Raw genomic sequence first — 11,656 nt, 5'->3', positions numbered from 1 at the left:
TCAGGTCTGTTTTGCTGTATGCACAACTTAGTTACATCAAGGCATCGAGGAAACGTGTGGCGATGCCAAAATAGATAAACAGGGACAAGATATCATTCAATGTGGTGATTAGTGGGCCAGAGGCAACAGCTGGGTCGACTTTGAAACGACTAAGCAGAAGCGGGATGCATGTACCGGTCAGTGTACCAATGACAAGAGTGAGGAACAGAGATACCCCAATAATGGCGCCCAGTAGCCAGTCCCCTTGCCAGAAATAAGCGATGACAGTGATCAGTAATCCACATACCAAGCCAATCATGGTGCCTACTTTGATCTCCCGACCAATCAGTGCGAGTACGGTGGCTTTGTCGAGTTTGCGTCCGATCAGTCCGCGTACCACAACAGCCAGAGACTGCGTTCCTGTGTTACCGGTCATACCTGCGATCATCGGCATGAAAAATGCCAATGCCACAACCTGATTGAGTGTATCCTCGAAGAAATCCACAATACTTCCCGAGATTAGACCAATCAGCAGTAATAGAATGAGCCAGGGAAGCCTGCGTCTGACGGCCACGAGTGGTTTGGTATCAAAGTCGATATCCTTGCCGCCGCCCCCCATCTTGGCCAAATCTTCACTGGCTTCATCCATAATAATATCGATGACATCATCCATCTGAATGATACCGCATAACCTGTGATTTTCATCCACCACCGGAAGTGCAATAAACTCATAACGCTGTAGAAGCTGTGCTGCTTCTTCCTGGTCCATATCTACCGTTGCATGGATCACCCGCCGGGTCATCAGTTCTTCAACCTGGGTCTTATCGTCAGCCAAGGCAAGGGATCGATAACTCACGACACCGACCAGTTTGCCTTCATTATCGGTTACATAGAGATAACTGGAGGCTGAGATATGCATGGTACCTTGCGATTGTCGTAAGGCCTCCTTGGCTGTCTCATGAGCGAGCAGGGTCCGATATTGATCTGTCATGATGCGTCCTGCCGTCTCCGGCGGGTAATTAAGCACGGATCGGATAATAGCAGAGTGATCCAGGTTCATGTTGGACAGCAATTCTTCTCTGCGTTTGGCAGGCAAATCGTGCATGAACCGGATCAAATCACTTTTGTCCATCTGCTGCATGACTTCAAGTGTTCGTTCCGGCCCAAGTCGTTCAAACAGTTGAATCTGTTCGTGCAGCTTCAAGGTCTCGGCGAGATCCGCCAGAGCATCGGGTTTGAACAGGAGCAGAAACCGATTGGTTTCTTCTTCAGGGAACTTTTTATATACAAGTGAGAGGTCGTAGGGATGCAGTTCTTTCACCAATTTATAAAAATCGGGAAGGTTCCGGGATTGTACATGTTGTACGAGTTGTTCGGTGATCTCCTCTACGGAGAAATCTTTCTTGATATGAGGTCCGTTCATATCGACACTCCTTTCTATTCGGTCAGCTTCATATTTTTAAACGAAATGGGTTGGCAATTAAACAAATGGAGAAAAAAGAGAGTACCCAAAATGATATTGTAATCTTGCTCAAACATTCGATATGGGCTTACAAACAGCCGCTGCAAGGATATACTTGTTGTACAGCAACAGACGAGGAGGACATGCGCTAGTGGAAGTAGATATCAGAACACAATTGCTCAGCATGGTTGAGCCGGAGTATCAGAAATTCTCGGCTGCACTTATTCCCAACATCACGAATGTACTTGGTGTAAGGTTGCCAGCCTTACGAAAAATTGCCAAGCAGCTTGCCGCCGGGGACTGGCGCACGTATCTGGAAACGGCAGAGGATGAATATTTTGAAGAAGTGATGTTGCAAGCAATGGTCATTGGACATGTACAGGCTGATCTGGACGAGCTGTTAAAGGCTATTGAAACATTTGTACCCAAGATTGACAACTGGTCGGTGTGTGACAGCTTCTGTGCGGGACTGAAATATACGAAGGTCCATTCGGAGCCCATGTGGGCGTTCTTGCAGCCGTATCTGAGATCAGATCAGGAATATGAAATCCGGTTTGGTGTGGTAATGCTGTTGAATTTTTATCTGAATGAGAGATATATCGAACAGGTTCTATCCGCATTGGATCAGATTAGGCACGAGGCGTATTATGTGAAAATGGCAGTTGCTTGGGCCATCTCAATGGCTTATGTGAAACAACCTGAGGTGACAAAGCGTTATCTGAACCATAATACCCTGGACGATTTTACGTATAATAAGGCACTTCAGAAAATCACGGAATCTTATCGCGTGGATCCGGAGAGCAAGCAGATCATCCGCAGTATGAAACGTAAGGTGAAGAAGCAGGTTACCTCCTAGTTCTAGCATTAAGCATTCCACCGGGGAGAGGGCGATAAACGAATGAGAAAAAAGTTGATGTACACCACGATGCAGTTGGACGGTCGTCCATGGGTGCTGCTCGCTACGGAACAGGGATTGTGCCGAGTGGTCATGCCCAACGAAACACTGGAGGACTGGAACGGCTGGTTACAGAAAGTTGCACCTGGCGTGGAACTGGAAGAGAACGAGCATGCGCTGAAACGAACAGGCATGATGGACTGGTTGCAGTCCTATTTTGCAGGAGAACCCATGGCTTATACAGATGCAATCCCACTGGACTTGATCGGAACGAACTTCCAGCAGGAGGTATGGAGAGAGCTAGGGTGTGTGCCTTACGGTGAAATTCGGACCTATGGTGACATAGCCGCTGCGATTGGAAGACCTTCGGCTGTGCGAGCGGTTGGGGCTGCCAATGGGGCCAACCCAATTCCAGTTCTGTTACCATGCCACCGCATTATCGGGGCTAATCGCAAGCTGACGGGGTTCCGTGGAGGGTTGGAGATGAAGCGCAGACTGCTGGATATTGAACAGATTGAAGGCGTGACCGATGGAGGGCATGCGCGGTTTCATTTTTAATAGACTCACGTAATCAAGAAAATTAAGATGATTGGACAGGCAGGCACTTTATTGTGCCTGTTTTTTGCATGTATTAATGTAGCGTAATGCAAACGTTCCGCATATGGAACACCAACTTTTTACGTATTTTTGCCCGGTGAAACCGTATGGTACCATGGATCATAGATCAATCGGTATCCGGGGGACGTAATGCCGGGTAAGAAAAGAGGGATGACATGATGAAGCAGGCTTATTGGTTAACCAACCTGACTGTGGAGCGGGGTTATGTTCGGGAGGGAGAACAGGTGACGGGGACACGGACAAGCCCCGCTCATCTGCGGATTGAAGATGGAGTGATTGCGGAGATTGTGGAAGGAAACAACCGGCTGTCTAGCGATCTACCACAAGTAGATGGCAAGGGACTTCTGCTGCTGCCTTCGTTCGAGGAGGCACATATTCATCTGGATAAAACCTACTACGATGGGCCATGGACAGCCGTTAAGCGTATCTCCAGTATTTTCGAACGTATTGAAGAAGAGAAGGTTCTGTTACCCAAGCTGCTGCCAGATGCCAAGCGTCAAGCGGAGAGTATTCTGACCTTGATCCAGGGGTACGGTTCCACTCATGTACGTAGCCATTGCAATATTGAACCTGTCAGTGGCTTGAAAAGACTGGAAGCGACGCGGCAGGCTCTGGAATCATTTTCGGGCAAAATCTCTTCGGAGATCGTGGCTTTCCCGCAGCATGGACTGCTTCGATCCCATTCAGTGGAGCTTATGGGCCAAGCGATGAAGGAAGGTGCAACACATGTGGGCGGACTTGATCCTCATACGGTGGACGAACAGATCGAGAAATCACTGACCGCCATGGTTGAACTGGCTGTTCAGCACCAGGCGGGCATCGATATTCATCTGCATGATGGCGGGCAGGCCGGCAAACAAACGCTGCAGGAGCTCGCGAATCTGACCGAAGCAGCAGGGCTTCAGGGTAAAGTTACGGTAAGTCATGCATTCTGGTTCGCCCGCGCAGAGCAGCAGGAAGCAGAAGAAATGGCGCAGCGAATGGCTTCGCTTGGGATGAGCATTGCTTCCACGGTGCCCATTGGCAGAACGATGATGCCTCTTCCCATGCTCCACCGTATGGGCGTGAACGTGAAGCTGGCAACAGACAGCCTGACAGATCATTGGTCTCCTTTTGGCAATGGGGATATGCTTGAGAAAGCGGGACGATTCGCAGAACTGTACGGATATAGTGATGAATTGTCCTTGTCTCAATCTTTGGCTTTCGTAACAGGCGGTATCACACCGCTGGATTCACAAGGGGAGCAAGTATGGCCGAAGGTAGGCGACACCGCGAGTTTTGTATTGGTGCATGCGAGTTGTTCGGCGGAAGCCGTTGCGCGGCGATCTGCGCGGCAGGCCGTATGGTACAACGGGCAATTGGTGAGCGGATCGATATCGGATTGAGGAAAATAGAGCGGGTACAGCCACGGGAAACCGTGGTTTTTTGGCATGGGAAAAAAAGAGGAAAGAACTGTTCGCAACTACCACATTTTGGGTTATGATGGACGTAGTTAATGAAGGGAGCAATACGAATGAAGATTGAATATGCAACGGAAGCTGACTACGACTATATCATTGATAGAGATCGGCATATCCATCAGCCACTTGTGAAAACGAAGATTAGTGAGAAAGAAATATTCATCCTATGGGACGAGGACGAGGGATCAAGAGTTGGATGGATGAGGTACGGTTACTTTTGGGACAACCTTCCCTTCATGAATATGATCTGGATTGATGAACCCTATCGAAACGGCGGATATGGCAAAAAAGTCGTACATCACTGGGAAAATTTAATGAAGCAACAAGGCTTTGATACGGTGATGACTTCAACGCAATCAGACGAACATGCCCAACATTTCTATCGAAAGCTGGGGTATGTTGATGCAGGGGCTCTGTTGCTGGATACACAACCTCTGGAGATTATGTTGATCAAGAAAATCTAGTAAATAAGCTGCAAGGAGAGAGGATTGTGGATGTGAAGAAAGTAACCCTACAACCCATAACCAAAGAAAATGAACTTGTGTGCATCCACCTTAAACCACGGGAAGATCAGCTGGAGTTGGTCGCAAGCAATGCGGATTCATTGATTCATGCAACGAAAGAAATTACGTCCAAACCATACGGTATTTTGGCAGAGGATCAGATGGTCGGTTTTATTTTATTTGATAACGAGATCTACAATGACGGGTATTACTGGATTCTGCGCTTCATGATTGACGAGAAGTACCAGGGGAAGGGTTACGGCAAACTTGCTATTCAAGAAGTGGTTCGTATGTTGCAAGAGAGAAGTGACTGCCAGCAAATCAGGGTATCCCATGTTCCGCATAACATTTCGGCAAATGCGCTGTACAAACGTTGCGGGTTTCAGGACACGGGTGAATTCGAGGACAACGGTGATATCATTTTAAGTTATCAAGTGAGGTAACAGGAAGGGGAAGCTTGATGATAAGAGAGGCAGAAGCTAGAGATGCAACGGTTATCGAAAGACTGTATAAAGAATTATTGCCGAACAACTTAAACACGAAGGTACTGGTAGAACGCATTGAAGAAGTACGGAATAATCCAAACAGTTTCTTGTTCGTGTATGAAATGGGTGATCAGGTGATCGGAACGGCTCATTTACATATTTGTTTGGATGCTTTGGTGGAAAATAGACCCTTCGGCGTCGTTGAGCGGGTTATTATTACGGAACATGTGCAGAGCAAGGGATATGGATCTGAATTGATGAAATATGTGGAAGACATATGTGTACAGAAAAATTGTATGAAGGTGTTTCTTACCAGTGGATCATCCAGACATGAAGCACATCACTTTTATACGAAATTGGGGTACGACGGAGAATCCAGCAAGGCATTTAAAAAGTATCTATAACTTATAACATTCATCAAGGAAAAGGAAGTAGAAGCAAAGAAATGAAAGATAACAAACATCCAGTTCAAGATCTCCGACTCATCGTTACCTTGCTCGTGGCTACTTGTTGTTGTCTAGGTGTTGTGATGTATTTACGTGCCCAAACAGATACAAATATGTATCGATTTCTAAGTTGGGATATGTTCCTGGCATGGGTACCATTCATCATCTCATCCTGCATTAGATACATATTTAATAAGAAATTAACCACAACGAGCATGATATGTATGGGGCTGATGTGTGGAGTATGGCTCTTTTTTCTGCCCAATGCGGCCTATCTTTTTACGGAGATTCTGCATTCATTCAGATATTTTGATGCTCAAGGGGAGGTTAGATTTTGGGTTAATATTGATTTTTGGTATGGACTCACCCTGACGTTTGCCGTAGCAATCATCGGATTGCTGCTCTCGACTTGTTCGATCATTCAAATCCACGTAATGTTAAACCAATTAATAAATAAGTACATTAGTATGATGGTTGTCGGTGTTATTTTGCTATTGAGCAGTATAGGGGTCTACATTGGTAGATTTAATCGGTGGAATTCGTGGGATATATTATCCAGGCCCGGGAAGATCTTTGTGGATTTTGTGAATGATTTTAATACAACGAACAGCATAATGGTTGAGTTTGTCGCCATTGTATTTACGGTTCAACTTTTTGGCTACATTATTTTATCTTTGCTAACCGCAAGGTCTAGCAGTTCATCTTCATTTGAAAGGGCAAGGATCTGAAATTATTAAGGCGATAACGCAGGAAATTACGGAAGAATTGTTGGCTGTGATGGATATGTACCAAAGAATCACACGGCAATTAATCGACCAACTGATATTGGAAACCGATCAGCCTGATCGGACGGAAATTCTCGCAGGGGCGTACCATTTGTTGTCCAATGCGGATGTAATCCAAGGAGAAGAAGAATTAACGGGAAACTGGTATTTTGATGTTCACGGCGAGGCGTATAGAAAAATGATTTGATTGGTTGCCGTTTAATTAGAATTGAGGAGGAATTACGTATGAGTTTAACAGAATGGTCCATAGATATACTTCAATATGATCTGTCGGATGAATATTCGATTCGCAGAGCTGATTTTGCCGAATGGGGATTATTTTGCACGGTTTATTATGATATGCGTTATGTCGGATTTTTCAGGGAAGAAGAGTTCAGTTCTTCCAAGATCAGTGCCTACTGGATTTACAAGGGGGAAAGCAAAATAGGTGGCGTGAGAATGGAGCCTAACCGGATGTATCATTTGTTTTTTATCCCGCCATTCCAGCAGTGCTTTGATGTATTGAAACTTCTGAAGCATAAATTATTACAGTGGTCGGATCGCACGAAACGCATTCTGACCTTTGAGATTCTTCCAGACCAAGTCGATCTATACGCAAGAGCTGGATTCTGGCCAGTGGAGTTCAGATGTCGCTGGATGCAGCGGCCTACAGATCATTTTGAAATCGAATGGGACAGCAGGGTAACCGTGAAGAGTCCAGAGATTATTGAAAGTGAAACCGGCACTAGAAAATATGTGAATGAAGATGAGATTGCTCAATGTGACCTGGAGAGTTTTGCAGGAAGTCTTGAAGCTACACGAAGAAAACATACCACGCTTGCAGATTTTATCCCAAGCGATGACCCTAATTATACGAATGAGATTCTAACTCAGGCATCTACACTTGTCTACGATAAGGAGACGGGGCAGCTTATTGCCAACTGTCGTCTTTGTCTGCAGGATAATCAGGCTGCCGTATATAGCATAGGGGTTCGGCCGGCATATAGAGGCAGAGGTCTTGCTACACTGATGTTACAGAGAGCTTTGAATGAGCTTAAGGGTAAATATCCTGTTCTGCGATTGTATGTGATGCAAGGAAATGATGCGGAGTCCGTGTATCTGAATCTGGGCTTTATTCCGGGTGTGCAGGAGATTCAGACGATGTATATTCCTGAGGATGAATCACAATGAAGGTTGCCATCTTAACCGATATTCATGGGAATGTTCCCGCGCTTCAAGCGGTATTGGCTGATATGGATTCCAGAGGAGACATTGAGCATACATTTTGTTTAGGGGATATGATCGGTATTGGCCCTTACTCTAATGAAGTGATCGAGATGCTGTACAATCGTGAGAATATGATAGCGATTTCAGGGAATCACGAAGAAGCTGTATTGAGTTTGCTCCAAAATAAGGGTCCATTAGAAGGGCATAAAGGCATTGCTGAGCACCACGAATGGATTGGTCAACATCTAAGTGCAGAATCGATCAAGAAAATCCAAGCTCTACCGAAATTCGTTGAAAAAGAGGTAGAAGGACATCGGTTCCTTTTGACTCACTATCATATGAGCAACGACAAGTTGGATGTCATCGACAAAGAACCATCCGGATCCAAATTAGACGCGAAGTATCAGGGGACGGCCCATGATTTGGTTTGTTTTGGCCATCATCACATTCTTCATTATTATAAGACAGATCAACGAATTTATCTGAATCCGGGAGCTTTAGGCTGTAACGATCTTGCCATTGCCAGATATGGGATCGTGGATCTTCAAGAGGGCAAACTGGATGTGAGATTCATTGGCGTTCCATATGACAACAGGGAGTATCTGCAATCGTATGAACGGTTGAACGTTCCGGATCGGGCTTTTCTTTTGCAGGCATTCCATGGGAATCAGTTGGAGAGAGAGCATATAGACGACAGTGAACGTTCGTAGAACGTGTTGTTGCTTTGGAAAGGAGCGATGTACATGGGAATGATCATTATGTTGGTGGTGTATCTGTTCCTCGGTATTTATGTTGTGAAAGTTGGAATAGATAACTCAAAAAATAGCCAGCACACCAAAGAAATATTATCAGAGTTAAGGGAGATTAAGGACCTATTGAAAGAGCAAAGGTAAAGATTGATTAGGCTTGTGCTTCAAAAGTAGCTGAGGAGCAGCATTTTCGAAGCCTCCCTCTCCTGTAGGTCAGGAAAGGGAGGCTTCTTGTGCAGCTCAGCTAGCCACTTCAACCCAATACACGAATAACAATATCCTGATCATGGTTACCAAAACCGGCACCGTAGATCGTTAATCCGCCAACGTTGGGACTTTCCTCGTCAACTGTGAAACGAAGCGTCCAGAACGGTTCGCTAAGCTTAATATCCGCGAGAGTAACGTCTGACATCCGCTCACCATCCATATAGGTACCGTAGGCATCAATACGAATGGTCTTCAACAATCCATACTGATTCACATTGCGATGCCACCATTCTGGCGTATATTTGCCGCGTGCTGCTCTGCCAAAGTCGGCAGGGCTTGTCCACGTTCCGAGAGAAACGCCATTGAAGGTGAAACGAATATCGGAAGGCCAATGATCTCGCAATCCCGGAGCTTCAGACGCCAGTTCCATCGAAATTTCAATAGCATCGATTGTCTGGTCAGGAAGGACAAAGTTCGGTGTTTTATATTCAACATAGCCCTTCCCAAACCACAGGATAGCGGCGTGTACCCGCTCAGGATCAAGGAAGTAACGCGGATCATCCCATACGCCGATTTCTTTTTCAAGTGTTCCTAGCCCACAGGTAGGGTGAATATCAAAAGCAGTGTAGTGTCCCACGGCTATCGTCTGTTCTCTGGTTCGTGAAGTTTGGCTTGCGGATGGCAGCTCGATTTCAATCTGATTTTGCTTGAGGTAACATAATTTGTGCGTGCCTCCGTTGATCCGAACTCGTCTGCTGCCAATTAGACCCGCATCCTCCAATTTGCGAATATGCATCGTGACAATGGAGGGGCTAAGCTCCAATGCTGCGGCAATATCTTTCACATTCATTTCGCGATCTGCAATCATATCCATGATTCTCCATCTGACTTCGCTTGCCAACGCCTCATATAAAGGAAGGAACTGGGGCTCTCCATTTGCTTTGATCATCTGCACAACTCCCTACCATCACTCTTCTAAAATCATATATATATTAATTTAATAAAATTAGCTTCAAGATGCAATCCAGATTGATTGAAAGTTTACGCCCGATGGTGTTTAATTTTTGTAGTTGTTACGAAGTTGAATTCTTATATTTGTGAATTTTATAAAAGAGATGGAGTGGAGTAATGAAATACAATAACCCTGTTGTAAAAGGTTTTTATCCAGACCCTAGTGTGATTAAGGTGCACGATACCTACTATATGGTGTGTAGTTCTTTTCAATATTTTCCGGGCGTACCGCTCTTTGAAAGCAAGGATTTGCTGAATTGGAAGCAGATTGGTCACTGCCTGACTCGTAAAAGCCAGATTCAACTCGAGACGGTGAACAGCTCCGGGGGTGTATTTGCCCCAACCATCAGGCACAATGACGGGCGTTTTTATATGGTGACAACGAATGATACGACACATCAAAATTTCTATGTCTGGACGGATAATATCTACGGAGAATGGTCTGAGCCTGTCTATGTGGATCAAGGCGGAATTGATCCCGATTTGTATTTTGAAGATGGAAAGACCTTGTTTATGAGTAACGGGGTGGATGATGAAGGCGTTGGTGGAATTGTCCAGTGCGAGCTTGAAATTGAAACTGGCCGAAAATTGACCCCGAGTCGTTCAATATGGAACGGAACAGGTGGACGATATCTGGAAAGTCCGCATCTCTATAAAATAAACGGTTATTATTACCTGCTTGCAGCTGAAGGCGGCACCGAATATGGTCATATGGTTACGTATGCTCGGGGCACTTCTTCTTCGGGACCGTTCGAAGCCTATGCGCACAATCCAGTTCTGACCAACCGCAATCTGGGAGGTTATGAGTTGCAGGGAGTAGGGCATGGTGATCTGGTTCAGGATGATCGGGGGAACTGGTGGCTCTTTCACCTGGGATTCCGACAGATTGGCAAATGGGCTACGTACCATCATCTGGGTCGAGAAGTATTTCTGACTCCAATTACGTTTGGTGAAGACGGATGGTTTACAGCCGGGCATGAAGGCACAACGCTGACGAGTTTTGAGACGAATCGCATTCCCGACACGGTGATCCAGCAGGATAAGAAGCATTATACGTTTGCAAATACAGACTGGAACCTCGACTGGTGTTACCTTCGTCATCCAAATACAAAGCATTATCAGCTTGAATCAGATAAGCTTACGCTAACAGGAACCGATGTAACGCTGGACGTTCCGGCATCCCCAACGTTCATCGGGTTACGTCAAAAAGACTTTAATGCAACAATTTCAGTTGATGTCAGTGTAACGAGTGGAGAAGCCGGTATCACGATCTACATGGATGAGAATCATCATTATGAAGTGGCTATTCGTGGGCAGCAGGACGGTTATAAGGTGATCGAGCGTCTAAATATCAGTGATATCAAATCGATAGAACATGAAGTGGAACTGGGAAATAAACAGTATGCAACGCTGGTGATCCGCTCAAGCCAAGAACGCTACAGTTTCCTGTTTCAAGCAGATGGTGAAGAGATTCTGCTGGGCACGGCACAGACGAGATACCTTTCCTCGGAGGTGGCAGGAGGTTTTACAGGCGTACTTATTGGTTTGTACGCGAGTGGGCAAGATGCTTCCGCTGAGTTTACAAATTTCAAATGTGAATATCATTAAGAAGTTAAGGGGAGGGCCTCAGGGTCCTTCTCTTTTTTTTAATTTGTGTCAATATATAGATATATTAATAAATGCCAATAGAAGAGAGGTATGCAAACGTGGAAGTACATTATAGGATGCCGGAATCATTAGAAGGCATCGTTCGAATAGATATGGCATCACTACATAATCTACATGTAACAAAAGGGTAAAAGAACGTGTTATTTAATTATATAGCTTGATTGAATAACCAAGGAGGAGTT

The 11,656-nt window shown here is 45.4% G+C and carries 14 protein-coding genes; 12 read left to right on the top strand and 2 right to left on the bottom strand.

What is annotated here, in order from left to right:
- Positions 1–31: 31 nt before the first annotated feature.
- Entirely contained in the window at positions 32–1,402 is a 1,371-nt protein-coding gene (gene mgtE, locus J2X75_RS14860; protein ID WP_310337484.1) for a magnesium transporter, read from the bottom strand.
- Between the two features lie 190 nt (positions 1,403–1,592).
- Between mgtE and J2X75_RS14855 the strand changes: the two genes are divergently transcribed.
- The 11 genes from J2X75_RS14855 (at position 1,593) to J2X75_RS14810 (ending at position 8,732) form a co-directional block, all read left to right on the top strand.
- Positions 1,593–2,297, top strand: coding sequence for a DNA alkylation repair protein (locus J2X75_RS14855; RefSeq protein WP_310337483.1), 705 nt, complete (start codon positions 1,593–1,595; stop codon positions 2,295–2,297).
- Between the two features lie 42 nt (positions 2,298–2,339).
- Positions 2,340–2,894: a methylated-DNA--[protein]-cysteine S-methyltransferase gene (locus J2X75_RS14850; RefSeq protein WP_310337481.1), complete on the top strand. Its 555-nt coding sequence runs from the start codon at positions 2,340–2,342 to the stop codon at positions 2,892–2,894.
- Positions 2,895–3,112: 218 nt separating this feature from the next.
- Positions 3,113–4,339, top strand: a complete 1,227-nt coding sequence (locus J2X75_RS14845) for an amidohydrolase (RefSeq protein ID WP_310337671.1) — start codon at positions 3,113–3,115, stop codon at positions 4,337–4,339.
- Between the two features lie 128 nt (positions 4,340–4,467).
- Positions 4,468–4,878, top strand: coding sequence for a GNAT family N-acetyltransferase (locus J2X75_RS14840; protein ID WP_310337480.1), 411 nt, complete (start codon positions 4,468–4,470; stop codon positions 4,876–4,878).
- Between the two features lie 26 nt (positions 4,879–4,904).
- Positions 4,905–5,360 (top strand): GNAT family N-acetyltransferase, encoded by a 456-nt coding sequence (locus J2X75_RS14835; protein ID WP_310337478.1) that lies wholly within the window; start codon positions 4,905–4,907, stop codon positions 5,358–5,360.
- A gap of 17 nt (positions 5,361–5,377) precedes the next feature.
- Positions 5,378–5,806, top strand: a complete 429-nt coding sequence (locus J2X75_RS14830; protein WP_310337670.1) for a GNAT family N-acetyltransferase — start codon at positions 5,378–5,380, stop codon at positions 5,804–5,806.
- Between the two features lie 41 nt (positions 5,807–5,847).
- A complete protein-coding gene (locus tag J2X75_RS30375; protein ID WP_397383683.1) occupies positions 5,848–6,576 on the top strand; it encodes a DUF1361 domain-containing protein in 729 nt (242 codons plus the stop codon).
- On the top strand, positions 6,557–6,820 hold the full coding sequence (locus tag J2X75_RS14825; protein WP_310337475.1) for a hypothetical protein: 264 nt from the start codon (positions 6,557–6,559) through the stop codon (positions 6,818–6,820). The genes J2X75_RS30375 and J2X75_RS14825 overlap by 20 nt, the downstream gene beginning before the upstream one ends.
- Before the next feature lie 38 nt (positions 6,821–6,858).
- Complete coding sequence (locus J2X75_RS14820) at positions 6,859–7,803, top strand: GNAT family N-acetyltransferase (protein ID WP_310337473.1); 945 nt, start codon at positions 6,859–6,861, stop codon at positions 7,801–7,803.
- Positions 7,800–8,549 carry a metallophosphoesterase family protein gene (locus J2X75_RS14815; RefSeq protein ID WP_310337471.1) on the top strand — a complete coding sequence of 250 codons (750 nt, stop codon included), beginning with the start codon at positions 7,800–7,802 and terminating at the stop codon, positions 8,547–8,549. Before J2X75_RS14820 ends, J2X75_RS14815 begins: the two co-directional genes overlap by 4 nt.
- Positions 8,550–8,582: 33 nt before the next feature.
- Entirely contained in the window at positions 8,583–8,732 is a 150-nt protein-coding gene (locus J2X75_RS14810; protein WP_310337469.1) for a hypothetical protein, read from the top strand.
- Positions 8,733–8,841: 109 nt separating this feature from the next.
- Here J2X75_RS14810 and J2X75_RS14805 read toward each other — a convergent pair whose 3' ends face one another.
- On the bottom strand, positions 8,842–9,744 hold the full coding sequence (locus tag J2X75_RS14805) for an ArsR/SmtB family transcription factor (RefSeq protein ID WP_310337467.1): 903 nt from the start codon (positions 9,742–9,744) through the stop codon (positions 8,842–8,844).
- Between the two features lie 179 nt (positions 9,745–9,923).
- Between J2X75_RS14805 and J2X75_RS14800 the strand changes: the two genes are divergently transcribed.
- Positions 9,924–11,414 carry a glycoside hydrolase family 43 protein gene (locus tag J2X75_RS14800; protein WP_310337466.1) on the top strand — a complete coding sequence of 497 codons (1,491 nt, stop codon included), beginning with the start codon at positions 9,924–9,926 and terminating at the stop codon, positions 11,412–11,414.
- Positions 11,415–11,656: the final 242 nt, after the last annotated feature.

The sequence above is a fragment of the Paenibacillus sp. 2003 genome, assembly GCF_031455635.1.
GTDB classification, from domain to species: Bacteria; Bacillota; Bacilli; order Paenibacillales; family Paenibacillaceae; genus Paenibacillus; species Paenibacillus amylolyticus_B.
The sequence above is the reverse complement of the archived record's forward strand: the minus strand, read 5'-3'. Positions and strand labels throughout refer to the sequence as shown.

What these genes read in the sequence shown, in the direction of transcription:
- mgtE (WP_310337484.1), bottom strand. Translation starts at nt 1,402, where the DNA reads ATGAACGGACCTCATATCAAGAAAGATTTCTCCGTAGAGGAGATCACC.
- J2X75_RS14850 (WP_310337481.1), top strand. Translation starts at nt 2,340, where the DNA reads ATGAGAAAAAAGTTGATGTACACCACGATGCAGTTGGACGGTCGTCCA.
- J2X75_RS14845 (WP_310337671.1), top strand. Translation starts at nt 3,113, where the DNA reads ATGAAGCAGGCTTATTGGTTAACCAACCTGACTGTGGAGCGGGGTTAT.
- J2X75_RS14840 (WP_310337480.1), top strand. Translation starts at nt 4,468, where the DNA reads ATGAAGATTGAATATGCAACGGAAGCTGACTACGACTATATCATTGAT.
- J2X75_RS14830 (WP_310337670.1), top strand. Translation starts at nt 5,378, where the DNA reads ATGATAAGAGAGGCAGAAGCTAGAGATGCAACGGTTATCGAAAGACTG.
- J2X75_RS30375 (WP_397383683.1), top strand. Translation starts at nt 5,848, where the DNA reads ATGAAAGATAACAAACATCCAGTTCAAGATCTCCGACTCATCGTTACC.
- J2X75_RS14820 (WP_310337473.1), top strand. Translation starts at nt 6,859, where the DNA reads ATGAGTTTAACAGAATGGTCCATAGATATACTTCAATATGATCTGTCG.
- J2X75_RS14815 (WP_310337471.1), top strand. Translation starts at nt 7,800, where the DNA reads ATGAAGGTTGCCATCTTAACCGATATTCATGGGAATGTTCCCGCGCTT.
- J2X75_RS14810 (WP_310337469.1), top strand. Translation starts at nt 8,583, where the DNA reads ATGGGAATGATCATTATGTTGGTGGTGTATCTGTTCCTCGGTATTTAT.
- J2X75_RS14805 (WP_310337467.1), bottom strand. Translation starts at nt 9,744, where the DNA reads ATGATCAAAGCAAATGGAGAGCCCCAGTTCCTTCCTTTATATGAGGCG.
- J2X75_RS14800 (WP_310337466.1), top strand. Translation starts at nt 9,924, where the DNA reads ATGAAATACAATAACCCTGTTGTAAAAGGTTTTTATCCAGACCCTAGT.